We start from the raw sequence: 25,528 nt of genomic DNA, 5'->3' as shown, positions 1-25,528 counted from the left end.
GCGGTCAGTGGTCATTTTCCTGCAGTTCCATTCCGGCGGCCAGCAGTGCCAGGCGCGCCACTACGCCATAGGCATAAAAGCGGTTAGGCGGTGCATCTGGGGCGTCGGAACAGTCGGGCAGGGTACAGGGCTTTTCAAATGCCAGTGGCACAAACTGCATGCCGGGAGCATTTAGGTTTTCATCCACGCCGCGGCTGGTGTGCACGCGGTAAAAGCCGCCGACCACAAAGTGATCCATCATATAGACCACGGGTTCCGCCACCGCATCATTGATGTTCTCAAAGGTATATACGCCTTCCTGTATCATCACTTCAGAGACTTCCATGCCTTCTTTGATGACTGACATTTTGTTGCGCGTTTTGCGGTTGAGGTCACGCACTTCGTCGGCAGATTTCACACTCATGATACCCATACCATAAGTGCCGGCATCGGCTTTTACAATCACAAACGGGGCATGGGTAATGCCGTATTCGTCATATTTAGCCTGGATTTTCTTGAGCATGGCATCGACTTTTTCTGCCAGTTGGTCTTCACCGACGCGCTGATGGAAATCAATGCCGCTGGCGGTGTCAAAATAAGGGTTTAGCTGCCACGGGTCGATATTCAGCAGCTTGGCAAAGTTTGCTACTACTTTGTCATAAGCGGCAAAATGTTGCGATTTGCGGCGGGTAAACCAGCCGGCATGTAAAGGTGGAATTAAAGTCTGCTCCAGGTTTTGCAGCATATCCGGTACGCCACCTGATAAATCATTATTGAGCAGGATGGCACAGCTATCGAATGCCGGATAATCGATACCTTCAAAAGAAGCGGCATTGAGTTTGAGGCGATTTTTTTCGCGTACCAGCGGTTCCAGAATTAAAGGCAGGCCATCGTGGGTTTCCAGCCTGGTCACTTCAGTGATCTCGGGTGACAGGCTGCCAACACGCACCTCCATACCCGCCGATTTCAGAATATGACACAGTTCAACAACGTTGCGCAGATAGTAAGTGTTACGGGTATGGTTTTCCGGGATCAGCAACAATCTGCGCGCATCCGGGCAGATTTTCTCCACCGCAACCTGAGCGGCATGCACCGATAAACTAAGAAATTCCGGGTTCAGGTTATTGAATCCGCCTGGAAACAAATTGGTATCTACCGGTGCGAGTTTGAAGCCTGAATTACGCAAATCGACACTGGCATAAAATGGCGCGGCGACTTCCTGCCACTGAGTACGAAACCAGTGCTCGATATCCGGCATGGCTTGTAAAATGCGTTTTTCCAGACTGTCCAACGGACCGCTTAAGGCGGTGGTTAAATGGGGAACCATATCTTGCTCCTGTACGTATCTTCTTAGGCTGGGTTTTTCAAGGATGAAGGCCAGCGGGCTTTTAATTTATGCTTCCTGGGCGATGACTGCATGTGCCTGCTGGTCGGCATGATAGCTGCTGCGTACCATGGGACCGCTGGCAGCATTATCAAACCCCATGCTGTCTGCCTGCTCTTTAAACCAGGCAAACGTATCAGGTGTCACATAACGCAGCACGGGCAGGTGATGCACGCTTGGTTGCAGATATTGCCCCAGGGTTAGCATGCTGACATTGTGCGCACGCAGGTCACGCATCACTTCCAGGATTTCTTCATCAGTTTCACCCAGGCCCAGCATGAGGCCGGATTTGGCCGGCACATGCGGATACATCTCGCTGAACTGCTTGAGCAGGTTGAGTGAGTGCTGGTAATCAGACCCCGGGCGAGCTTGTTTATATAAGCGCGGCACCGTTTCCAGATTGTGATTCATCACATCCGGCGGCGCTTCACGCAGGATTTTCAGTGACACGTCCAGGCGGCCACGGAAGTCCGGTACCAGGATTTCAATTTTGATGTGTGGGGATTGGGCACGGATCGCGCGTATGCAATCGACAAAATGCTGCGCACCGCCATCGGGCAAATCATCGCGGTCTACCGAAGTGACCACGACATAACGCAGTTTCATCTGTGCAATGGTACGCGCCAGGTTTTCCGGTTCATTGGGGTCAGGCGGCAGGGGTTTACCGTGTGCCACATCGCAAAACGGGCAGCGGCGGGTGCAGATATCACCCAGGATCATAAAAGTGGCGGTGCCGCCACTAAAGCATTCGCCTATGTTCGGGCAACTGGCTTCTTCACAGACGGTGTGCAGGTTGTTGTCACGCAAAACCTGTTTGATTTCCTGGAAGCGCGCTGAATCCGGCACTTTCATGCGTATCCACTCCGGCTTGCGCAATACCGGCATGGGCACGATTTTTATCGGGATACGTGAGGTTTTCGCGGCGTCAATTTCTTTGACACCAGCCACCTTTTTCGCCGGGCGTTCAGTTTGGCATTTATCTGACATTCGCCAGTTTCTCTTTCAGTGTTTGAGTTAACGCTGCGGCAATCTCAGCCATGGCTAACGGAATCTGTAATTCTTTGGTTTGCGTCATTTGCATGCCGGCATAACCGCAAGGATCTATGTCGGCAAACGGCTGCAAATCCATATCAATATTCAAGCTTAAGCCATGATAACAGCACTGATTTTTAAGGCGTAGCCCTAACGACGCTATTTTTTTACCGGACACATAAACCCCTGGCGCATCAGGACGTGCTTCAGCAGTCACGCCATGGCCGGCCAGAAATTCTATCAGGCTGTTTTCCAAGATGGAGACAAGTTGCCGCACATTCAAGTGGCTACGCGCCAGGTCTATCAGGCAATAAATAATTAACTGGCCTGGGCCGTGATAAGTGATTTTGCCACCACGGTCTACATTTACGACGGGGATATCGTTATCAGGCAATCTAACCCCGCGCCGATTAAGGCCCAGCGTATAAACCGGCGGGTGTTCAGTCACCCACAACTGGTCAGCAGAGCTGCTATTGCGTTGCGCGGTGTAAGCCTGCATTTCGGCCAGGGTGACTGCATAGTCAGTCAGGCCCAGCTGGCGAATTTCCAGAGCAGGCATGTGATTTTGAAAGAGTGACTAAAGCACGACCTTGACCATCGGGTGCGAGGTCAGGCTGCGATAGATATCATCCAGTTGCGGTTTGGAGGTGACGTACACCATGCAAGTCAGGCTCAGGTATTTGCCCGCGCTGCTGCCGCGCATCTCGATTAAATGGGCACCAAACTCAGGCAGGTGCCGCTGTATGGTTTTGGTCACTTCACTGGTGAAGTCATCATGTGTTTCACCCATGACTTTGATCGGAAAGTCACAGGGAAACTCAATCAGAGTCTCTTCTGCTACAGGCGTTTGTTCAGAAGATGGTTTATCTGGTTCGCTCATACGGTCACCTGTTGAAACATGTTATTGCAAATACAAACGCACTTGGTCAATCATGCGTGAAAAGATATTGCTGGCTTCTACCGCCTGCATGGTCACCAATGGCACACTGTGGACGACTTTGCCGTTTAAGGTAAACTCGATTTTACCTACTGCTTGCTGGGCTTTCAGTGGCGCTTCCAGCGGCTTGGCAATCCGTACGTTGGCTTTCATATTGGCATATTCGCCTTGTGGCAAAGTCAGGTAAACAGGCTTGGCAACTGTCAAATCGACTTCGCTTTCAGTACCTTTCCAGACTTTTTGACGGGTGATGGCTTTAGCGGCCGGGTAGATCAGTTTGGATTCAAAGAAACGGAAGCCGAAGTTCAGCAGCTTCTGGCTTTCGGCGGCACGTACATTGTCTGAAGTCGTGCCCAAAACGACAGAAATCAGGCGGAAATCATCGCGTTTGGCAGAAGAAATCAGGCAGTAACCCGCAGATTCGGTGTGGCCGGTTTTCATGCCATCGACAGTCGGGTCTAGGAACAGCAAGCGGTTACGGTTAGGCTGGGTAATCTTGTTATAGGTGTAAGATTTTTGTGAGTATAAGCGCGCGTAATCTTGAGGAAAATCGCGGATCAAGGCATTGGCCAGGATCGACAAATCACGCGCTGTGGTGGTGTGGGTAGGGTCAGGCAAGCCGGTTGAGTTAATGAAATGGCTGTTTTTCATGCCCAAAGCCACGGCTTTTTTGTTCATTAGTGTGGCAAATAACTCTTCACTACCGGCAATGCCTTCAGCCAGCGTAATGGCGGCATCGTTACCGGATTGGATAATCAGGCCATGCAGCAGCTCATCGACTGTCACTGTCATGGTGGTGTCGATAAACATTTTGGAGCCTTCGACCTTCCAGGCTTTATGGCTTACCGGCAATGTTTGTGTCAGTGACAAGCGCTTTTGCTTGACTGCTTCAAAAGCAAGGTAGGCTGTCATTACTTTGGTCAGCGATGCTGGTTCTACCGGCATATCCGGGTTATTGGCCGCCAACAACCCACCTGTATTGGCATCGCGCAATACAAAGGCTTTGGCAGCCAGTGTCGGCGACGGCACATTGAGGGTAATGGCTTCAGCGGCCAGCGTAATGAATGGGAGTGAAAATAGAACAGCAATACAAGAGCGCCACATGGTTAGTCACTTAACGAGATAAACAGTCAATGAGAAAAACCCCTTACGGGATACAAACTTCACGCAGAAAAACTTCTCGTGAAAAAACAATTACCGGGAAAAAATCAGTGCGGGTAACTGCAATTGGTCACGCATCTGACTGGCCGCCTGTGCTGCCAATGCGTGATCTGGATACGGTCCCAGTACGACCTGGAACAGCTTGCCATTATACACTTTGTTGAGCAGGGTTTGTGTCTCGGGGATGGCGGTGAAGATGCGCTTCTGCAAGCGGTCGGCATTTTCTTCCTGGCCAAAAGCGCCAACCTGGATGTAAATACCATTGGCTTCCAGTCCGTTTGCAGCGGAGGTATTTGCTGTAGAAGGTGTGCTTGCCGGCGAAGGCACGCCTGCCGGTGACGCGCCTGCTGACGCCGGCTGGATGATCTGCCTGGTCACTTGAACGGTTTCAGTAGATGGCTGCAAGGGTTCGGGTGTCTGCTGTGTCGTATCTATCAGGGTCACTTCTACCTGGCTGGAACCATGCTGGATAATATCCAGCTGTTTGGCTGCGGCATAAGACAGATCAATTACCCGCGGACGCCCGAACGGCCCGCGGTCATTGACCCGGACAATGACCGACTTGCGGTTACTGAGGTTGGTTACGCGCACATAGCTAGGAATAGGCAGGGTTTTATGTGCGGCAGAGAGTTTGAACATATCATAGACTTCACCGCTGGCGGTTTTGCGGCCATGAAATTTTTTGCCATACCATGAAGCGTGGCCGGTCTGGGTAAAAGGCGTGGCGATAGCTGACATCGGTGTAATGGTCTCGCCATTGACGATATAAGGCTTGGTCGTAGATTTGACGATAGGATCCAGCCTGGGCGTCACTGACGTTTCCAAGGGCGTGTTCGGGTCTATGCCATCGGTAGCATTGCCTTCAAATTCCGGTTTTGGGTCAATGTTGATGATGCGCGGACCCATGACAGGCGGGGCAGAAGGTGAAGACGCCATAGGAGGTGTTGCGCGTGGTCTTTCTGCGGGTGTCGATTTGCTGGTTGGTGGCTGAGACGGAGATGTCTGGCGTGGTGGCATACTGCTGTTACAGGCAGCCAGCAGGCTGCTTAGCAACGCAATCGCTATCAGTTTTGAATTAAAAGACATCTTGTCCTCACAAAGTACACTAGTCAGTGGCAACTAGTCGTTTATGCGATTGCACACTCATTAGCAACCCCAGGCTCAGGCCCAGGGTCAACAGAGAAGTACCGCCATAACTGACCAATGGCAGTGGAATACCTACCACCGGTAAAATGCCGCTGACCATGCCCATATTCACAAAACAATAAGTGAAGAAGGTGGCGGCAATACTGCCTGCCAGCAGGCGTGAAAAAGTATTTTTGGCTTGCGAGGCAATAATAAAAGCCCGGCCAATGATAATGGTGAACAGCAGTAACAACAGGCAGCAGCCGACCAGGCCAAATTCTTCAGCGAATACGGCAAAAATAAAGTCGGTGGTGCGTTCAGGTACAAAGTCCAGTTGTGATTGGGTGCCATTCAGCCAACCTTTGCCGGTCATCCCACCGGAACCAATCGCAATGGTGGCCTGGATAATATGGTAGCCCGCACCCAATGGATCCTGGCTCGGGTCGACCAGGATTTCAACCCTGCGCCGTTGATAGTCGTGCAGCATAGACCACAAAATCGGCAAGGCAGCACCAAAGGCAATCGCGCTACCGAAGATAAATTTCCAGCTCAGGCCAGCCAGGAAAATTACAAAAAATCCGGAAGCAAATACCAGGGTGGCGGTACCCAGATCAGGCTGCTTGGCAATCAATAGTACCGGCACCAGCAGAATCACCCCGGCGACTAAGTAATCGCCGGTGCGCAACATACTTTCGCGTTTGGAAAAATACCAGGACAACATGATAGGTACGGCCAGCTTCATCAGTTCTGAAGGCTGGATTTTGGTCACACCCAGGTTTAACCAGCGCCGCGCACCATGGCTGATGTCACCTATCAAGGCGACAGCCAGCAGCAGTGTCAGACCAAACAAATACACCGGCAGCGCAATGCGCTCAATCAATTGCGGTTGCGTATTGGCTACCAGCAGCATGACGCCCATCATGATCATGATATTCACGATTTGCGCGTTCACTTTGGTCAGCGCCTGGCCAGATGCGCTATACAGCACCATCAATGCCACCACCAGCACCATCAGAACAGTGGCGAGCAGGACAGAGTCTACATGCCGTATAAAGCGGACGATCAATTGCCTAATCATGTGGCTCCTCTTCTACTTCTGGCGCATTGGTAATGGTGACTTCCGGCACTGCTGCAGCGGCCGGGTCAACCGGTACTTTGCCAAGTAAATAATAATCCATCACCTTGCGCGCAATCGGGCCGGCTGTTGAGCCACCATGGCTACCGTTTTCTACAATCACGGCGACTGCGATTTTCGGATCTTCGGCAGGCGCATACGAAATAAACCAGGCGTGGTCGCGGTGCCGTTCGTTAATCAGTTTTTCGTTATATTTCTCGTTTTGTTTGATACCGACCACTTGTGCGGTACCGGTTTTGGCCGCGATTAAATAACCTGCATTGGTACCAATCGCAGCGGCAGTGCCGCCTGGCTGGGTGACATCCATCATGCCCAGCTTGACGATTTCCAGATTATTGGCGCTCAAATTCAACTGGTCGGCAATTGCATGCGGCAATAAGCTGACCTGGTTGGTTTTCGAGTTGACGATGGCATTTACCAGATGCGGCCTGATAGATTTGCCACTGTTGGCCAGCATGGCAGTGGCATGCGCGAGTTGCATAGGTGTCACCAGGGTATAGCCTTGCCCGATACCAACAATCACGGTTTCACCCATATACCACGGTTGTTTAAAGCGTTTCTTCTTCCAGGCCGGTGTGGGCAGTAATCCTGACAATTCACCCTGGATATCGATATTGGTTTTTTCGCCAAACCCAAAATGGCGTACAAAATCGGTCAGGCGGTCTATGCCCAGTTCCATCGCCAACCCGTAGAAAAAGGTATCACAGGAAACGGTAATTGCCCGGCGCATATCGACCGCGCCATGACCGGAAGGCTTCCAGTCGCGGTAACGGTGACGGCTATTTGGCAGCATGAAATAGCCGGGGTCGCTGATGGCAAAAGGCGGCTGGCGCTTGCCGGACTCTAACCCCGCCAGCGCCACAAATGGTTTAAAGGTCGAGCCTGGCGGGTAAATGCCTTTCAGGCTGCGGTTGATCAATGGTTTATCCAGTGAATTATTCAGCAGGTTCCAGTTGTCGTAATCAATGCCATCCACAAACAGGTTGGCATCAAATGACGGCATACTTGCCATCGCCAGCACTTCGCCGGTTTTAGGTTGAATGGCAACCAATGCGCCACGCCTGCCGGCAAATTCATGCTCGGCGATTTCCTGCAATTTGGCGTCCATTGATAGCACAATATTGTTACCAGACGTTGGCGATGCGCTGGAAAGCACACGAACTGCGCGCCCATCCGCGTCAATCTCTACTTGCTGGAAACCGGTGATACCATGCAATTGCTCCTCATAAGCCTGCTCAACACCGGCCTTGCCGATATGCTCGGTGCCTTTGTAATTGGAAAGCTGGTTATTTTCTTTGAGTTGCTTGAGGTCATTCTCGTTGATGCGGCTAATATAGCCAATCGCATGCGTACCCAGCGTCCCATAAGGATAGTGTCTGAACAGTCGTGATTTTAATTCTACGCCCGGAAAACGGAAGCGGTTTACCGCAAACTTGGCCGCTTCATACTCGTTCAGGTGGGTACGAATCGGGATGCTCTCAAAGGTATGGCTTTGGCTGCGCAATTTCTTAAAGCGCTTGAGGTCAATTGGCGAGACTTCTACCAGCTGGCCTAACTCTTCAATGGTGTCCTGCAAGTCGTCGGTTTTGGAGGGCGTTATTTCCAGCGTATACACAAAAAAGTTATGCGCCAGGATAATGCCGTTACGGTCAGAAATCAGGCCGCGGTTAGGCGTGATTGGCACAATCGAGATGCGGTTGTTTTCTGCCAGCGTCTGGTAGTAGTCGTAGCGGTAGACCTGTAAAAAATAAAAACGGCCTGCTAACGCCGAAAAAGCGGCAATGACCGCTAATACCAGGAAGACCAGGCGAACCCTGAACTTGTGCTGTTCGTTCTGGTGGTTCTTGAGTTCGGTGCTGTACCCCATGCGCTTATAACTTTTTCGGGCGCGATAATTCGCCAAACCACACAATCATGATTTGCCAGAGGATAAGGTCAGAAATGATCGGCAAGCCATAGGTCCAGTCAGGCATCTCGCTACCGGCAAAAAGCTTCAGCAGCATAATCAATATGCGTTGCATGCCGAAAAGGAAGATCAGGTAGAGATACAACTGCCAGCGGTTGAACAGCACCAGGCGGCGTTGGTAAATCAAACCAAGAAAAGCAGTAATCGAGAATGTCAGTGCGTGCTGGCCGAGCAGGCTGCCGGTCGCCAGGTCTACCAGTAACCCTGCAAACCATACCCAGCCGATATTGCAGTGATAGGGCGCCTGCAGCAGCCAGTAAAGCGCAATCACCAGCAGGAAGTCAGGGCGGATAATCACGCCGGAGTTTGACCATGGATATAACTGGAACACCAGGCCGACCAGCAAGGTAAAAAAGAAGGTACTGAATTTTACCGGTTTCATGGACGCTCCGGTGCAGCTGGCGCTTGGCTGTTAGGTGGTGATGTACCGTTAGGCGTGGCAGTATTAGGGCTGCCATTATTTGTCTGCGCGCTGGCTGGCGGCGTTATCGCATTCACGGCAGCGGGGTCGGTGTCTGTGGAATCCAAACTAGGCAGTTCGGTGACTGGATGCGGATCTACCGCCGCATTATTTTTTTGCAGTACATCGACCACCGATTGATCGAGATGTTGCGCATTATTGCGCGGCAATACCGGTTTGTTGTCTGTCACCGGATTAATCGCCGGTGACTCAGGGATTTTCAGAATCAGCACATGTTTGTGGTTGTTGACGCCGGCAATCGGGCGGCTGACGATTTTGGCAAACGGTGAATCCTGGCTTTGTTTAATCTGCGTTACTACCGCCACGGCCAGGCCGGCTGGATATACACCATCAATGCCCGAGGTGACCAGTTTATCGCCGACTTTAATATCCACGCTGGTTGGCAGGTAAGGGATATCCAGCGTGTTGCGCTTGCCTTCGCCGAAAGCAATCGCGCGCAATTGATTGCGTTCAATCTGAATAGGGATGGACAGTTTTTTATCGGTAATCAGCGTGACTTCACTGGTGAACGGGTAAACCCGGGTGATCTGGCCAACCACGCCTTGCTCATCCACCACTGCTTGTCCAGGCGTGATGTCGTGACGGCTGCCGCGGTTGAGTGTGATGATATTGCTGAACGGGTCGCGTCCCATATGCATCACTTCACCCAGTGTCGCTTTAGGGATGATAGGCGCATCACCTGACAGCAGTGTGCGTAAGTGCACATTTTCTGCATCCACAGTTGCCAGGCGCTGTAGCGCTGCGCTATCAATCAAACCTTGTTGCTTGAGCTTGAAGTTTTCCTGGATCAATTGGTTATGCGAGGTAAAGTAGGTATTAATGTTGCGACCCCACTCATTCGGGGCGCTAGCAACAATTTCCAGCGGATGCAGGGCGGCGCTAAACCATTGCCGTACCTGGCTCAGATAGTCAAAACGTGCATCGATGGCCATCATGACCAGTGACAATGCGCAAAAAAACATCAGGCGTGAAAAAGGCCGCGGCCCCTGGATAAAAAAGGCCGGGGATTCGTGCGGATCAAGCTGTTGGTGTATGCCTTTGAGCATAATGAGGGTATCGCCAGCCGGGCCTTACATTACTCACTGGCAAACACATTGCCCAATTTATCCATTTCTTCCAATGCACGGCCACAACCACGGGCCACACAAGTCAATGGGTCTTCAGCAACGATGACGGGCAAGCCGGTTTCTTCCACCAGCAAACGATCCAGGTCACGCAGTAACGCGCCACCACCGGTCAGTACCATGCCTTTTTCAGCAATATCGGCACCCAGTTCTGGCGGCGTTTGTTCCAGTGCGGATTTCACTGCACCGACGATAGAGTTCAGCGGCTCGGTAAGCGCTTCCAGGATTTCGTTGCTTGAAATCGTGAATTTACGTGGCAGGCCTTCCGCCAGGTTGCGACCTGTGACTTCCATTTCCAGCACTTCAGAACCCGGGAAAGCGGAGCCGATTCTTTTCTTGATTGCTTCGGCGGTAGGTTCGGAAATCTGCATGCCGTAGTTACGGCGGATGTAGTCAATGATCGCCTGGTCAAACTTGTCGCCACCGACGCGTTCTGATTTGGCGTACACAATACCACCCAGTGAGATCACGCCAACTTCCGTGGTGCCGCCGCCAATATCGACCACCATGGAACCAGTCGCTTCAGCCACCGGCATGTCAGCACCAATAGCAGCGGCCATTGGTTCTTCAATCAGGAACACCTGTTTGGCGCCGGCGCGCTCGGCAGACTCTTTAATCGCACGGCGTTCCACCTGGGTGGAACCTACCGGTACACAGATAATGATGCGTGGGCTGGGTGAGAACCAGCGGGATTCATGTACTTTACGGATAAAAAACTTGAGCATTTGTTCGGTGATGGTGAAGTCGGCAATCACACCATCCTTCATCGGGCGGATCGCCTGGATGTTGGCTGGCGCACGTCCCAGCATGCTTTTCGCATCGGAACCCACTGCCAGCAACACTTTTTTACCGTTGGGCCCGCCCTCGGTACGAATGGCAACGACAGACGGCTCGTCCAGCACCACACCCTTGCCGCGCACGTAAATCAGGGTGTTGGCTGTGCCAAGGTCGATTGCGAGATCATTGGAGAAGTAGCTGTTAAGTGCACCGAACATGTTTTATCCTGTAAAATTCCGACTTTTGAAGCGCCAGCCGAGTGTGGCTTGAAATCAAGGTATAATAGCGCAAAACGCACATGAAATTAAGATGTGATTTCGAATTCTTGAAGACTTATCCTCTATGGCACTCAATCTTGAAGACATCAAACGTATAGCGCATCTGGCTCGCATCGAAGTCAGTGACACTGAAGCGCAAGAAACTTTAAATAAACTTTCCGGCATTTTAGGGCTGATCGAGCAAATGCAAGCAGTAGATACCACCGGAATTGCGCCTATGTCGCACTCCCAGGATGTCACGCAGCGCTTGCGTGAAGACGTGGTCACCCAAACCAATCAGCGCGAACTGTTCCAGTCAATTGCCCCTGCCACGCAAGATGGGTTATATCTCGTGCCCAAGGTCATTGAATAAACATTGATCAAACGCAGTGATCAAATAATTAAGTCGCCACCTCCTATACGGTTTTAATGATGATTAACAGTAGCCTTAAACAGCTGGGCCAACAGTTGGCCAGCAAGCAAATTTCCAGTGTCGAGCTCACGCAAGCCTACTTGCAGCGCGTGACGCAACTCAATCCGACCATCAATGCTTTTATCACGCTGGATGAAGAAAAAACCCTGGCCCAGGCAAAGGCCGCTGATGCGCGTATTGCTGCGGGTGACTTCGGGCCGCTGACGGGTATTCCGCTCGCCCAAAAAGACATTTTTTGTGCCAAAGGCTGGCGCACCACTTGCAGCTCGAAAATGCTGGAAACCTTTATTGCGCCTTATGACGCGCATGTGATCAGCCAGTTTGATGCCGCTGGCGCCGTGAACCTTGGCAAAACCAATATGGACGAATTCGCCATGGGCTCCTCCAACGAGACCAGTTACTTTGGTGGCGTAAAAAATCCCTGGGACTTTGACCGCGTACCCGGTGGTAGCTCGGGCGGTTCCGCAGCTGCTGTCGCGGCGCGCTTGTGCGCAGCAGCGACTGGTACTGACACTGGTGGTTCCATCCGTCAACCCGCCTCCCTGTGTGGCTTCACTGGCCTGAAACCAACCTATGGCCTGGTATCGCGTTACGGCATGATTGCGTTTGCTTCTTCTCTGGACCAGGCAGGTCCGATGGCGAAGTCGGCTGAAGACTGTGCGCTGATGCTGAACGTAATGGCTGGTTTCGACGAGCGCGATTCCACCAGCGTCAACCGCGAAAAAGAAGATTACACGCGTGGCCTCGCCCACATGCAAGGCGAGCAACCGTTAAAAGACCTTCGTATCGGCCTGCCAAAAGAGTACTTTGCCGAAGGCCTGAGTGCTGATGTTGCCAAAGTGATTGAAACGGCGATTGCCGAATACAAAAAACTGGGCGCTGAAATCGTGGATATCAGCCTGCCGAATAACAACCTGTCTATCCCCGTTTACTACGTGCTGGCTCCCGCAGAAGCTTCCAGTAATTTGTCTCGCTATGACGGTGTGCGTTACGGTCACCGCGCTGCCGAATACAATGACCTGCAGGAAATGTATATGAAGTCGCGCGCCGAAGGCTTTGGTGCTGAGGTTAAGCGCCGTATCCTGATTGGTACCTATGTGTTAAGCGCCGGTTACTACGATGCCTACTACCTCAAAGCCCAGCAAATCCGCCGCCTGATTGCGCAAGATTTTGTGGAAGCATTCAAGCACTGTGATGTGATCATGGGCCCCGCTGCCCCTTCGACAGCCTTTAAGGCCGGTGAGAAGACCAGCGACCCGGTCGCCATGTACCTCGAAGATTTGTATACCATTGCCGTCAACCTGGCCGGTTTGCCTGGTATGAGTATTCCTGCCGGCTTTGCCCAAAATGGTAATGGTAAACCGCTGCCAGTCGGCTTGCAGATTATCGGTAATTATTTTGATGAAGCGCGCATGCTGGATGTCGGCCACGCCTATCAACAAGTAACAGACTGGCATACCCAAATGCCAGTAGCATTGGAGAACATCTAAATGCAGTGGGAAGTCGTAATCGGGTTGGAAACCCATGTGCAGTTACAAACCAAGTCCAAACAATTTAGTGGCGCTTCGACCACCTATGGTGCTGAGCCAAACACGCAAGCTTGTGAAGTGAGCATTGCGTTGCCGGGTGTGTTGCCGGTCCTCAATAAACAGTCCGTGGAATGCGCGATCAAGTTTGGCCTGGCTATCGATGCCGACATCGCGCCCCGCAGCATTTTCGCTCGCAAGAATTACTTTTACCCTGATTTGCCTAAAGGCTACCAGATCAGCCAGTTCGAATTGCCGGTGGTTGGCAAAGGCAAAATCACTATCCAGGTGCCTGCCGGTAAAAATACTGAAGCTTACGAAAAAGTCATCAACATCACCCGTGCGCATCTGGAAGAAGATGCCGGTAAATCCGTGCACGATGCGGTTGAAGGTATGTCCGGTATCGATTTAAACCGTGCAGGAACACCATTGCTCGAAATCGTGACGGAACCGGATATGCGCAGTGCGGCGGAAGCGGTTGCCTATGCCAAAAAACTGCACGAACTGGTGCAATGGATAGGCATTTGTGATGGCAATATGCAGGAAGGTTCGTTCCGTTGCGACGTTAACGTGTCAGTGCGTCCAAAAGGTACAGAAAAACTGGGCACCCGCCGCGAAATCAAGAACCTCAACTCGTTCAAATTCATGTTGCAGGCGATTGAGTACGAAACCCAGTGGCAGATCGAAACACTGGAAGATGGCGGTACCATTCAACAAGCCACTATCCTGTTTAACCCGGACACCGGCGAAACCCGCGCCATGCGTTCCAAGGAAGAAGCCAACGATTACCGTTATTTCCCGGACCCCGATTTGCTGCCGCTGGAAGTGACTGAAGCTGATAAAACACGCGTCAGAGCAGATATGCCGGAATTGCCGCAAGCGTTACAAGCGCGTTTTACCAGTGAGTACCAACTCTCCGGTTATGATGCCAGTAATCTGACCAGTTCCCGTGCAGTGGCGGATTATTTCGTTGCTGTGGTGAATGCGGGTGGCGACGCCAAACAGGCTGCAAACTGGGTGATGGGCGCACTATCGGCCAAACTCAATGCGGAAGAAAAAACGGTTGCCGAGAGTCCGGTTTCCGCTGGCCAGCTCGCAGCATTACTCAAGCGGATTGCTGATAACACTATTTCTAACAATGCTGCGAAACAGGTGTTTGAGGGATTATGGGCAGGTGAAGGCGATGTGGATGCCATTATCGAAGCCAAAGGCCTCAAACAAGTTTCTGACACCGGCGCGATTGAAGCGATTATTAATGACGTGCTGGCGGCAAACCAGGCCATGGTCGAAGAATACAAAGCCGGTAAAGAAAAAGCCTTTAATGCGCTGGTGGGTCAGTGCATGAAAGCATCTAAAGGCAAGGCTAACCCGGCACAGGTCAATGAGTTGCTGAAAAACAAACTGGGTTAATAACCATCTTTCCTAACGCCATCTGATTGGCGAGAGGGTTGAGGTTTAACAGGAAAAAGATGGCGTGAAGATTACTCTTCGCGCCATTTTGCGTTAATGGCGATCAAATCTGGTAAACAGTTCAGCAGGGCTTCTACCACCGCCGGGTCAAAGTGGCGGTTGCTTTGTGATTTGATTTCTTCTACTACCTTATCAATTGGCCAGGCCTCTTTGTAAGGGCGTTTGCTCAGGAGCGCATCAAACACATCGGCGATGGCCACAATGCGGGCTTCAATCGGAATCTCTTCCCCTTTTAAACCATATGGGTAGCCGGTGCCATCCCATTTTTCATGGTGATACAAGGCGACGGTATAGGCCAGTTTGATCAGCGGTGAAGTGGATTTATCCAGGATATCTGCCCCCAGTTGAGGATGGGTACGCATGGTGGCCAGTTCCTCCTCATCCAGTTTGCCGGGTTTAAGTAGTACCTGGTCGGGGATACCAATTTTGCCGATGTCATGCATAGGCGCTGCATGTACCAGTTGTTCGGCAAAGCCTGCATCCATGCCCATTTCTAGCGCTATCCTGCCTGAGACATGGCTCATGCGTATCACATGCATACCGGTTTCATTGTCCTTGAATTCTGCAGCACGTCCCAGGCGTTGGATCAGTTCCAGGTGCGTGCTTTTCAACTCGTCAATATGAATAAGTGACAAATGGGTTTTGACGCGCGCCCGCACAATAGCAGGTGAAATCGGCTTGTTAATATAATCAACGCCCCCGGCTTTAAATCCTTGTGACTCATCGGCTTCATCCGCCAGCGCGGTGACAAAAATCACCGGGATGGTCTGGGTGTCAGGGTCATCTTTCAACTGTTTGCAGACTTCAAAACCGGTCATGCCAGGCATCATAACGTCGAGCAAAATCAGCCGCGGCTTTTCTTTTTTCACCAGCTCCAGTGCATCCATACCATTCTTGGCAAAGCTTAAGCGATAGTCGTCCTGCAAAACTTGCTTGAGTACTTTCAGGTTGAGCGGTTCGTCGTCGACAATCAGAATCCGCGGTTGCTGGGTAATGTAATCCGTCATGAAGGTGTTCCTTGTGTCTGGGTCTCCAGTAGTTGGTCGATCTGCATCACTGCTTGTTCAAAATCAAACTCGTTCAGAGATTGCACAATGGCATTGCTTGCTTCGCGCCAGTCGGCAGGGGCATGCCGCATCAGTTTGTTTGCCAGCGCATCATCCAGCTCTGCCATGGCAGCCAATGTGCGTAGTGCTTTCAACCAGCTGATGATCTGGTCTATATCCGTTTCTTCACTGGCAGCCGGGTTTTCAACAATTGCTGGTTGCAAGTCTTGCAATGAAGTAAACGCCTGCTGCAATGCTTGGGCAAATGTCTGCAACTTCTCAATCAATGCCCCAGATTCTTGCCAGGTTTCTTCTGTGATATGTTCCAGTGCATGATAAATAGACTGCATTTTCGGTAGCGCAAGATTGGCGCTCACACCTTTATTGGCATGTGCGATGAGCTTTAATGTTGCAGGGTCATTCGCCTGTATAGCGTCGGTTAAGTTATCTATGTGCCTTGGCGTTTCCAGCAAATATTGGCCGACCTCATGCAAATAAATCTGTAGGTCGCCCCACAACATCACGCCTTTATTGAGGTCGATATCTTGCTGGGTCATGGTTTGCTCAATGAGAGTCGCGGGTGGTGAGACCGTCACGCCATGCAGCACCCGCGCCATTTCGGCCAGCAATAGCGGTAATTCAATAGGTTTGGAACTGAATCCATCCATATCGGCCTGTTTGGCTGCTAAACGGTCCTGCTCCAGAACGCTGGCTGTCAAGGCGATAATCGGCGTTCTATCCCAGCCTGCTTCGCGTTCCATCTCGCGAATGCGGATGCTGGCGGTTAAACCATCGACCACCGGCATCTGTACATCCATCAAAATAATATCAAATGCCCGTGTTTGCAGGGCGTCAATCACTTCTTGGCCGTTGGTGGCCAGTGTGACTCTATGGCCCTGTTTCTCGAGCATGATATGTAACAGTTTGCGATTTTGTTCAATATCATCAGCTGCCAGAATATTCAGTGAAGGCAGGAAATTCTGGCTGGGATTAAGCTCAATCGGGCTCTCTTTGCGCGTGCCCGCTGCTAAAGGCAGGGTGACACTAAAGCAACTACCTTGCCCCAGCGTGCTGGCGGCAGTGATACGGCCATTCATCAGTTCCACCAGCTGTTTACTAATCGTAGTACCTAGCCCGGTGCCGCCAAAACGGCGACTCATGGTGGCATCCGCCTGGGTGAAAGGCGCGAATATGCTTTCCAGACGATCGGCATCAATGCCAATGCCGGTATCTATCAGGTCAAACTGTATTTCACCATGTGGTGTAGGGTAAACTTTTAATTCGACATAGCCGGATTCGGTAAACTTGACCGCGTTACCGAGCAGATTGGTTAACACCTGGCGGATGCGATGTTCAGCACCTTTGTAATAACCAGCGGCTTGCGGATCCAGTGATAACTTTAATTCGATCTGCTTTTTACGTGCTTGCAGCCACAACGATGAAATCACGCTATCGACCAATTCTCGCATGGAGAAATCCAGTATTTCCAGTTCCAGCATGCCTTTTTCCAGCTTGGCGCTATCGAGAATGTCATTCAGCAAATGCAGCAGGGACTTGGCCGACTGGCTGATGGTCGACAAGTAATTGCGTTGCTCCTGCTGCATGGCGGTGTCGAGCAGGAATTCACTGAAACCGATAATCGAGTTCATCGGTGTGCGGATTTCATGACTCATATTGGCCAGGAAAGTGCTTTTTACATTGGCCGCCTCTTCGGCCTTATCCTTGGCCAGCAGCATTTCCTGTTCCATCTGTTTGCGTTCACTGATGTCGATCATAAACATCACCACTTTAATAACCTTGCCATCTATATTGCGTATCGGGCTGTAGGAGGCATGAATCCAGATTTGCTTACCATGTTTGCCATAGCGCAAGAATTCGCCATGCACAAACTCACCTTTTTTAAGCGAAATCCACTTTTGTTTATAGCGGTCTGTGGAGACAAAGTCCGGTGGACAAAGGATGGAATGATGGCGGCGCGGATTTCAACCAGCTCATAACCGAGCAAGTCCAGAAAGCTGCGGTTGGCGTTCAGCACGAAACCATCAATGCTAAACTCGGCCATGCTGGTGGAATTATTAATGGCATTGGCAATCCCTTCAAACTCCGCATTTTTGTGTTTGGATTCGGTCACGTCTAGCATAACCCCGTCAAGCGCCTCGGCCGTGCCATCGGTACTGTAAATGGCGGAGGCAAACTCCGATATCCACTTTTCATTACCGTTGCGGTCTGTAATCCTGTATTCAATCGCATAGTTGGTACGGTTGCCAACCGCTGCTTCCACGATTGGTTGGATCCGCTGGGCATCGTCGGGATGAATTAATTGCGCAAAGTTAACTGACCCATTCAGGAAGTCGTCAACTGCCCAGCCGGTCATTTCCAGCGCAGCATCGCTGATCAGACGCATACTCCAGTTCTCATCCAGATTGCAGCGGAACGTCACGCCGGGGATGTTGTTCATCATGGAGCGGATCTGCTGATCTTTTTCGCGGATTACTTTTTCAATCGTTTTACGCTGCGTGAGGTCGGTAATAAATCCAACAAATAATCTTTCATTCGGCAGCTTGACCTCGCCGATTGCCAGGCGAATGGGGAATAACGTACCATCTTTTTTGATGGCATCTAGATCGTGGCCTTCGCCTAGCGCCTGCGCACTTGCAGCATTGGTTTTAAAGTAACGCCTGCGATTTTTAAAGTCGGGTTCGGGCATTAACATCGAAATGTTTTGGCCCTCAATGTCGGATTTTTGCCAACCAAACAGCCGCTCCACCGCTTCGTTGCAGGAAATAATCTGACCGCTGGTGTCGGTAGTGACAATGCCATCCACCGCAGTATTCAAAATAGTCGATAATCTGGTTTCGCTGACCTGAACACTCGCCAGGGCCTGTCGGTAACTGATCAGCACATTGATTGCCGCGGCAATGATGCCTATCAAGATGGTGACCAGCGTAATGCCTAGTGCCAGTGAAATGGATTGGTTATCCTCAGGATTGAAACCGGGTTGTGCCTGCCCGATAAAGCGCGCAGAGGCCATGCCAGTGTAATGCATGGCGGTGATGGCACTGCCCATTAACGCGCCGCCTAGCAAGATGCTGACTTTGGCTGGCAGCTTGCCTGTCTGGTTGAGGAAAATACCTGTCCATAATGAAAGGGTGGCCAAACTGATCACCACAACGACAGACATCAATACCCAGGCCAGGTCAAATTTGAGCACAGGCTCCATTTTCATGGCCAGCATGCCGGTGTAATGCATGGCCCCGATGCCGGTGCCGACTGAGAGCCCACCTTTAATCAGTTTACTGTAATCAAGCTGGTTCTCTGTCATCAGGTTGAGTGCGTAATAGGATGCCATGATGCCGGGCATCATCGAAATCATGGTGACTTCCGGATTGTAAGTGACTTTTGTGCAGATTTCGTAGGCCAGCATGCCGATAAAATGCATGGCCCAAATGCCTGCTCCAAGGGAGATTGAGCTGGCGATAATGGAAAACTTCTGTGACACCAGCGAAGTTTGTTTTTGTGAAATGCGGGTTAGCTGTAGCGCCAGCACCGAGGTGCCGATGGCTACCAGCGCGGATAGTATCACTAGCCATGGATTATAAGTTCCATAGAGCAGGGCGGTGGGCGATCCTTCCCTGAAAAAGAAAATACTGTACCAATCCATGCGGTGATTGCCCTCAATAAAAAATGTTAATCGTGCTAGCGATATTTTATCTTGTGCATACGATAAATAATATTGAGAACAATGCTGTTTTTAAAGGCTATTTCGCCATTTAGGTGATTGAAATACATCGGTATTTTGCATGTGTCGGAAAAGCAGAAAACCCCGCAGATGCAGGGTTTTTCTGGGGCAGGCAGTGCTGATTTTCAGGTGGTTAATGAGACAGCACGTGACAAATCAGCTGGTAACAAATCGTCATAAAGCCGATGGTGGTCAGCATAAAACTGATGGCAGAAAATACCTTCCATTTCATTTTGCTCCAGAAATCGGTATCAAATGCTGCAATGGTGAAAATGGTCGGGTTGGTAAAGCCGCCGATAGCCATACAGACACAGGCAAAATGATGTAATTCAATGCCAGCGGTTTTGGATGCAGCAAAAAAGCCAAGTTGGAAAAGTGCCATCAAGGCGTAATCCACGTGGGCACGGATCATGGTTTTGTAATCGACCAGAAAGCCGCCATCGATTCCCTGAATAGGGAACCAGCGTGCAAAAGTCATCAACCATGCGGATAAAATTAAAGCGGTAGTACAAGCGACTGCGCCAATCAATAAGACGTCCATTTTTCTCTCCTGAGCTCTGATTTAAAAGGGTTTCCCGTATTGTTATTGTGTCGGGAAATGTGATTGTAGACAGATCTGTCTGTCTGTCAATATGCGGCATTATTCAATGCATGAAAACTTGCGTTCTCCGGCGTTTTCGCGCACAATTCGTTCCTTGCTAGGGGTCTGTAAATCCTTCATTTCATTCGAAGTTTTTACAGTGAGAGTTACCCTTCGAACCTGATGCGGGTTATTCCGCCGTAGGGAATGCATATCTCCGCGCATCCTTACGTCTTTATCTTTTAAGGATGCCAATGAACGCCATAGACAAAAACCTTCAGTCCCAGACTCCGCAATCCCAGATTTCTCAAAGCAAGAATATCAAATTCGTCAACGCGGATGCCAAAGTTGATGAAGGGGCTACCAACCCTTTCGCTAAGTCACGCAAAATCTACATACAAGGTTCACGTCCGGACATCCAGGTGCCGTTCCGTGAAATCTCGCTGAGTGATACGCCTTCCAGTTTTGGCGGTGATGTTAATCCCCCGGTAGTGGTATATGACACTTCCGGCCCTTATACCGACCCAGCAGTAGAGATTGATATCCGTAACGGTTTGCCCGCTTTGCGCGCGCAATGGATTATGGAACGTGGCGATGTAGAGCAGCTGGATGGCCCGACCTCTGAGTTCGGTCAGCAACGTCTGATTGATCCCGAGTTGTCGCAAATGCGTTTCAACCTGCATCGCAAACCGCTGCGTGCCAAAGCTGGCATGAATGTCAGCCAGATGCACTATGCACGCAAGGGCATCATCACGCCGGAGATGGAATTTATCGCCATCCGCGAAAACCAGCGCCGTGAAAACATGAGCGAATTGCTACAAACGCAGCATCCTGGCCAGAATTACGGTGCCAATATTCCACCAGTAATCACGCCTGAATTCGTGCGTGACGAAGTGGCACGTGGCCGTGCGATTATCCCTTCCAATATCAACCACCCGGAAATTGAGCCCATGATCATTGGCCGTAATTTCCTCGTTAAAATCAACGCCAATATCGGTAATTCCGCACTGGGTTCTTCCATCTCTGAAGAAGTGGAAAAAATGGTGTGGGGTACGCGTTGGGGTGGTGACACTGTGATGGATTTGTCCACTGGTAAAAACATCCATGAAACCCGCGAATGGATTATCCGTAATTCACCAGTGCCTATCGGTACCGTGCCTATCTACCAGGCGCTGGAAAAAGTGAACGGCAAGGCTGAGGACCTGACCTGGGAAATCTTCCGCGACACCTTGATCGAGCAGGCAGAACAGGGCGTGGATTACTTTACGATCCATGCCGGTGTGCGCCTGGCTTATATCCCCATGACGGCCAAGCGTATGACCGGTATCGTGTCGCGCGGTGGTTCTATCATGGCGAAATGGTGCCTGGCGCATCATAAAGAGTCATTCCTGTATGAGCATTTTGAAGATATCTGCCAGATCATGAAGCAGTACGATGTGTCGTTTTCTCTGGGCGATGGCCTGCGTCCTGGTTCTATCTACGACGCCAACGACGAAGCGCAATTTGCCGAGCTGAAAACCCTGGGTGAGCTGACGCAAATCGCATGGAAACACGACGTTCAGTGCATGATCGAAGGCCCCGGTCACGTGCCTATGCACCTGATCAAGGAGAACATGGACCTGCAACTGGAGCATTGTGGCGAAGCCCCTTTCTATACATTAGGACCTTTGACCACCGACATCGCCCCAGGCTACGACCATATCACTTCAGGGATTGGTGCGGCGATGATAGGCTGGTATGGCTGTGCCATGCTTTGTTATGTGACACCGAAAGAGCATTTAGGCCTGCCGGACAAAGAAGATGTGCGTGTTGGTATTATCACTTACAAGATTGCAGCCCATGCTGCCGATTTGGCCAAAGGCCACCCAGGCGCGCAGATTCGTGACAATGCTTTATCCAAAGCACGTTTTGAATTCCGCTGGGAAGACCAGTTCAACCTTGGCCTAGACCCTGAAAAAGCCAAGGAATTCCACGATGAAACCCTGCCGCAGGAGGGTGCGAAGCAAGCACACTTTTGCTCTATGTGCGGCCCGCATTTCTGCTCGATGAAGATCACACAGGATGTACGCGACTATGCGGATAAACTGGGCGTGGATGAGCAGGCCGCTTTGCAAAAAGGCATGCAGGAAAAAGCCATAGAGTTCGTGAAAAAAGGCAGCGAGGTTTACCAGAAAGTTTGATTGCCCAAAAGGTTGTACAAACCCTGTAAATAAAACCGGCTAACCGCCGGTTTTTTTATTGCTTTAAATTTGCTTATTTAATGAGCAAAGCTAGTCTTTTTCTCAACATTCAAATCAGTGTTTACGCGATATAGTCTACAGTCTACACAGCGCATATAGGGTTGCATGATGGCAGATAACCTGCAAAGCAGCATCGTAAGAGACTTCCGGCAAACATTGTTGTGGCCGATACAGCTGATGACGGAAAACAGCGATCCCTATGCCATGCATTGCCCGTGGAAGACCTTAAGCGCCGACCTTGAGTCGAAATGGGTGGAAATAAAGGACGAATTTTTACAGGATTCGCCTCACTTAAGCGAAGCACGCTATCAGGAGTTCGTCACTTTCTTGCCATTTGCGCAGCGTTTTTTATACGGCGAAGGCCGCCACGGTCGCGAAGCGGGTGGCTATGGCGAGTCGCCTATCCATATTTTTACTCGCAGCGATATCAGCCATGTCCGCATTAAATTGCATGACGAACCCGAAAGCCTGCTACTACGGGTTTCGCATGTAGAGCTTTATTTCTTTTTTGACATCGATGTCGCGATGCTGGCTTTCGAAGTTACCGGCAACGACTTGCCATTGAAATCTGCCATGGAGATTCTTTACCGTCTGGGCCGAACCTATCCCAACTATTGGGATGATACCGGCGAAGGCGGACACTGCGCAGAGCGCATTGAATGGCTGGATAAACAGGGTGGTGTCATTGCCCGCTCGGATTATGAAGACAAGGGGCGCTACCTTGCCTATGTGAAAGAAAACCACGTGCCGTGTGTGTCTTTACATTGGCTGGCGTTGCTGCATCCATTGGTGCCGCATTATTCCGGGCAACAGGGCGCGCTACGCTACCGTGAAATAGAGTATCAACGCATGCCGCTGATGGCTTACCTGTCTTTTGATGATGTCAGCCAGCTCAGCCGCGGCGATATGATTCGCCTGGGCCTGGTATGCCAGCCCTGGCATTCAGAAACTTTGCCCTTTACCGAACACTTTTTGCAGGAGTTTGAAAAAAACAACTGCTATGACCGCTACTGGGATGAGTCACGCGTAGACCCATGGAGCACCACTCGCATCATGTGCACTGGGCAAAATTTTGTGGTGGTTGGCAGTCATCAGCACCGTGTTTTTACCAATGAGAAAACAGGTATCAAGCGTCATTACCAAAACCAGTATTTTCTGCTGTTCCTGATTGCGCATTTCCAGAAAGCGGCCCTGCTGATGCTGTCTGATCGCATGGTGCAAGCCATCAGCCGGCTGGATATCCAACGAGAAGATTCGGTCAAGGCGTTCCGCGCGCGCATCCGCCATGCAACGGCAGTATTTTTAAGATTTACGCACCGCTACTGGTTTGAGAATGTGTCAGACCAGGCAGTCGCCAAAGACCTGTTTACCCTGATGCTGAAACAGCTGGATTCTGTGAGCCTGTTTGAAAAAACCCGCCGCCGCATTATGGATATGGCGGAATACCTGGAAGGCGAAGAAATCAAACGCCAGGCCGATACCGTGGTGCGACTCACAGTAGTCACGATTCTGGGCCTGATCGGCACCATGACCAGCGGACTGCTGGGCATGAACCTGATAGATCTTACCCAAAGCAATTTGATGGAAAAGGTGGCTTATTTTGCACTGGTGTTTATCCCGGTTAGCCTGCTTACGTTTTACACAGTGATTAAATCCAGAAGGTTATCGCTATTCCTGGACGCGCTTTCTAACGAAGGAGCAGGGCTGCGCTATAAGTTGAGCAAGCTTAAGAGTGTGTGGATGGGTAGGCTAGAAGATTAAAAATACCTATAAATTAAGCAGTTAGTACGTGATTCCTTGGTTTGAATCGAAAAGTGAGTTGCACTTTCACATGTGTTAAAAAGTGAATCTTTGGGCTAATACCTTATCCAACATCACAACATGATGTGAATCGATGAGGAGAAACGTAATGAGACGAAAGCTCTATTTTGTTTTGCCTAATATCAACACTGCCCACATCATGATGGATGAGTTGCTGCTGGATAGAATTGACGAAAACCACATCCATTTTCATGCCGAAAAAGAGCAGGAATTGGGTAATTTGCCTAAAGCAGTCGCCATGGAAAAATCCGATGTTATTTATAGCGCCATGGGCGGTTTTTTGTTCGGCGCTTTATTTGGTTTGCTTGGTGGCGTATTGGCTTATATGGTGCCGTGGTGGTTTGGCGAAGTTTCGCTCACCGTGATCCCCTACTGCATCATATTAGGCGCGTTGGCTTGTGCTGCCTGGGCAGCTGCGGTGGCAACAGCGGCGCCCAGTTATCGTATCAGGTCGTATAAAAGCGCGATGGAACAGGGTAATGTCCTGATGATTGTGTCCGTGCCATTGCGCAGGCTCAATGAGATTCGCCGCCGTTTAGCCAGCCGCCATCCGGAGGCTATTTATACTGGGATATGGCCTGCCGAACATCATTTGTTTCCATAATAAAAAAGCCAGCAGTGCTGGCTTTTTAGTATCAATTCAATGATTCTCTCACTCAACTTCTTTCAAGCGTATCACTTCCAGCTCGAAACTACCGCCTTCATAACTCACCAGTATTTGCTGGTCCTGGATTGTAAAGCTGATCGAGAGGCTCCTCGCCGCAGCTGCAGCTAGTTGCTCGGTATCAGGCAGGTTAATCACAGTGACATTGTCGAGCTTGAGTATCGCTTTACTGTTCTGTGCCCACCACATATCGGCAGTCCTGCCGCCATATAACACCTGCACCACATGTCTGGATCTGCCGCACGCTTTGCGGATTTCGCGCTCTTCCGGTAGCCCAACGCATATCCAGCGTTCAATCGCGCCTGTTAAGTCTTTTTGCCAAAGGTCTGGCTCATCTTCTTCGCTGAGTCCATTCCCAAATGCCAGGTTTTCATCGGCATACAGCACAAACGCCAGCAAACGGACCATTAATCGCTCATCCGTTTCCGAGGGATGTTTGGCCAGCGTAAGGTTGTGCTGTTGATAGTAATGCCTATCCATATCCGCAATGTTGAGGTCTATTTTATAGATGGTGGATTTCAGCGCCATGCCTGAGCAATCTCGTTTAAATTTAAGTGATGCGAGTATAGCAAAACCTGCATGACAAGCACCGGTAATCATCATCGGCACACTCAAGTATCACGGCGGATACAACAAACTACTTGCGTGGTT

The 25,528-nt window shown here is 50.7% G+C and carries 22 protein-coding genes and 1 riboswitch; of the genes, 6 read left to right on the top strand and 16 right to left on the bottom strand.

What is annotated here, in order from left to right; genetic code table 11:
* Nucleotides 1-4: 4 nt before the first annotated feature.
* The 11 genes from gshA to LPA26_RS09830 all read right to left on the bottom strand — a co-directional run bounded on the left by gshA (nt 5) and on the right by LPA26_RS09830 (nt 11,319).
* Nucleotides 5-1,306: a glutamate--cysteine ligase gene (gene gshA, locus LPA26_RS09880; protein WP_229008170.1), complete on the bottom strand. Its 1,302-nt coding sequence runs from the start codon at nt 1,304-1,306 to the stop codon at nt 5-7.
* Nucleotides 1,307-1,372: 66 nt separating this feature from the next.
* A complete protein-coding gene (lipA, locus tag LPA26_RS09875) occupies nt 1,373-2,350 on the bottom strand; it encodes a lipoyl synthase (protein ID WP_055830515.1) in 978 nt (325 codons plus the stop codon).
* Nucleotides 2,340-2,954, bottom strand: a complete 615-nt coding sequence (lipB, locus tag LPA26_RS09870; RefSeq protein WP_229008169.1) for a lipoyl(octanoyl) transferase LipB — start codon at nt 2,952-2,954, stop codon at nt 2,340-2,342. The genes lipA and lipB overlap by 11 nt, the downstream gene beginning before the upstream one ends.
* Before the next feature lie 18 nt (nt 2,955-2,972).
* Nucleotides 2,973-3,275: a YbeD family protein gene (locus LPA26_RS09865; protein ID WP_055830512.1), complete on the bottom strand. Its 303-nt coding sequence runs from the start codon at nt 3,273-3,275 to the stop codon at nt 2,973-2,975.
* 21 nt (nt 3,276-3,296) lie between these two features.
* A complete protein-coding gene (locus LPA26_RS09860) occupies nt 3,297-4,394 on the bottom strand; it encodes a D-alanyl-D-alanine carboxypeptidase family protein (RefSeq protein WP_055830907.1) in 1,098 nt (365 codons plus the stop codon).
* 132 nt (nt 4,395-4,526) lie between these two features.
* Nucleotides 4,527-5,579 carry a septal ring lytic transglycosylase RlpA family protein gene (locus tag LPA26_RS09855; RefSeq protein WP_229008168.1) on the bottom strand — a complete coding sequence of 351 codons (1,053 nt, stop codon included), beginning with the start codon at nt 5,577-5,579 and terminating at the stop codon, nt 4,527-4,529.
* Between the two features lie 19 nt (nt 5,580-5,598).
* The gene (rodA, locus tag LPA26_RS09850) at nt 5,599-6,696 is read right to left on the bottom strand and encodes a rod shape-determining protein RodA (protein ID WP_055868775.1); all 1,098 of its coding nucleotides are present in this window, start codon (nt 6,694-6,696) and stop codon (nt 5,599-5,601) included.
* The gene (mrdA, locus tag LPA26_RS09845; RefSeq protein WP_055830506.1) at nt 6,689-8,620 is read right to left on the bottom strand and encodes a penicillin-binding protein 2; all 1,932 of its coding nucleotides are present in this window, start codon (nt 8,618-8,620) and stop codon (nt 6,689-6,691) included. The genes rodA and mrdA overlap by 8 nt, the downstream gene beginning before the upstream one ends.
* 4 nt (nt 8,621-8,624) lie before the next feature.
* Nucleotides 8,625-9,101 carry a rod shape-determining protein MreD gene (gene mreD / locus LPA26_RS09840; RefSeq protein WP_055868777.1) on the bottom strand — a complete coding sequence of 159 codons (477 nt, stop codon included), beginning with the start codon at nt 9,099-9,101 and terminating at the stop codon, nt 8,625-8,627.
* Nucleotides 9,098-10,246, bottom strand: coding sequence for a rod shape-determining protein MreC (mreC, locus tag LPA26_RS09835; protein ID WP_229008167.1), 1,149 nt, complete (start codon nt 10,244-10,246; stop codon nt 9,098-9,100). Before mreC ends, mreD begins: the two co-directional genes overlap by 4 nt.
* A 29-nt stretch (nt 10,247-10,275) precedes the next feature.
* The gene (locus tag LPA26_RS09830) at nt 10,276-11,319 is read right to left on the bottom strand and encodes a rod shape-determining protein (protein WP_055830500.1); all 1,044 of its coding nucleotides are present in this window, start codon (nt 11,317-11,319) and stop codon (nt 10,276-10,278) included.
* A gap of 124 nt (nt 11,320-11,443) precedes the next feature.
* Here LPA26_RS09830 and gatC point away from each other — a divergent pair, with 124 nt between their 5' ends.
* Genes gatC through gatB form a run of 3 tightly spaced genes read left to right on the top strand, consistent with a single transcriptional unit; the run spans nt 11,444 to nt 14,727 of the window.
* Complete coding sequence (gene gatC / locus LPA26_RS09825) at nt 11,444-11,731, top strand: Asp-tRNA(Asn)/Glu-tRNA(Gln) amidotransferase subunit GatC (RefSeq protein WP_055868779.1); 288 nt, start codon at nt 11,444-11,446, stop codon at nt 11,729-11,731.
* Nucleotides 11,732-11,790: 59 nt separating this feature from the next.
* Nucleotides 11,791-13,281, top strand: coding sequence for an Asp-tRNA(Asn)/Glu-tRNA(Gln) amidotransferase subunit GatA (gene gatA / locus LPA26_RS09820; protein WP_229008351.1), 1,491 nt, complete (start codon nt 11,791-11,793; stop codon nt 13,279-13,281).
* Nucleotides 13,282-14,727, top strand: coding sequence for an Asp-tRNA(Asn)/Glu-tRNA(Gln) amidotransferase subunit GatB (gene gatB / locus LPA26_RS09815; RefSeq protein ID WP_229008166.1), 1,446 nt, complete (start codon nt 13,282-13,284; stop codon nt 14,725-14,727). It begins immediately after the preceding gene.
* A 71-nt stretch (nt 14,728-14,798) separates the two neighbouring features.
* On the opposite strand, the gene LPA26_RS09810 is transcribed toward gatB, so the two are convergent.
* The 4 genes from LPA26_RS09810 to LPA26_RS09795 all read right to left on the bottom strand — a co-directional run bounded on the left by LPA26_RS09810 (nt 14,799) and on the right by LPA26_RS09795 (nt 20,113).
* Complete coding sequence (locus tag LPA26_RS09810) at nt 14,799-15,794, bottom strand: two-component system response regulator (protein ID WP_055868784.1); 996 nt, start codon at nt 15,792-15,794, stop codon at nt 14,799-14,801.
* Nucleotides 15,791-17,743, bottom strand: coding sequence for an ATP-binding protein (locus tag LPA26_RS09805; RefSeq protein WP_229008350.1), 1,953 nt, complete (start codon nt 17,741-17,743; stop codon nt 15,791-15,793). The genes LPA26_RS09810 and LPA26_RS09805 overlap by 4 nt, the downstream gene beginning before the upstream one ends.
* Nucleotides 17,638-19,494 carry an MHYT domain-containing protein gene (locus LPA26_RS09800; RefSeq protein ID WP_229008165.1) on the bottom strand — a complete coding sequence of 619 codons (1,857 nt, stop codon included), beginning with the start codon at nt 19,492-19,494 and terminating at the stop codon, nt 17,638-17,640. Before LPA26_RS09800 ends, LPA26_RS09805 begins: the two co-directional genes overlap by 106 nt.
* Nucleotides 19,495-19,705: 211 nt before the next feature.
* Nucleotides 19,706-20,113: a hypothetical protein gene (locus tag LPA26_RS09795; protein ID WP_229008164.1), complete on the bottom strand. Its 408-nt coding sequence runs from the start codon at nt 20,111-20,113 to the stop codon at nt 19,706-19,708.
* A 149-nt stretch (nt 20,114-20,262) separates the two neighbouring features.
* Nucleotides 20,263-20,377, top strand: a riboswitch (TPP riboswitch).
* 29 nt (nt 20,378-20,406) lie between these two features.
* On the opposite strand from LPA26_RS09795, the gene thiC reads away from it, so the two are divergent.
* From thiC to LPA26_RS09780, 3 genes are all read left to right on the top strand, one after another.
* Nucleotides 20,407-22,332 carry a phosphomethylpyrimidine synthase ThiC gene (gene thiC / locus LPA26_RS09790; protein ID WP_229008163.1) on the top strand — a complete coding sequence of 642 codons (1,926 nt, stop codon included), beginning with the start codon at nt 20,407-20,409 and terminating at the stop codon, nt 22,330-22,332.
* A gap of 168 nt (nt 22,333-22,500) precedes the next feature.
* Entirely contained in the window at nt 22,501-24,153 is a 1,653-nt protein-coding gene (locus LPA26_RS09785; RefSeq protein WP_229008162.1) for a hypothetical protein, read from the top strand.
* 148 nt (nt 24,154-24,301) lie between these two features.
* Nucleotides 24,302-24,817 carry a hypothetical protein gene (locus LPA26_RS09780; RefSeq protein ID WP_055868796.1) on the top strand — a complete coding sequence of 172 codons (516 nt, stop codon included), beginning with the start codon at nt 24,302-24,304 and terminating at the stop codon, nt 24,815-24,817.
* A 48-nt stretch (nt 24,818-24,865) separates the two neighbouring features.
* On the opposite strand, the gene LPA26_RS09775 is transcribed toward LPA26_RS09780, so the two are convergent.
* Nucleotides 24,866-25,405, bottom strand: a complete 540-nt coding sequence (locus LPA26_RS09775; protein ID WP_229008161.1) for a YaeQ family protein — start codon at nt 25,403-25,405, stop codon at nt 24,866-24,868.
* Nucleotides 25,406-25,528: the final 123 nt, after the last annotated feature.

The sequence above is a fragment of the Methylophilus sp. Leaf408 genome (assembly GCF_916856905.1).
Lineage (GTDB): Bacteria > Pseudomonadota > Gammaproteobacteria > Burkholderiales > Methylophilaceae > Methylophilus.
Note: the sequence above shows the minus strand (reverse complement) of the source record. Positions and strands in the feature narration are given on the sequence as shown.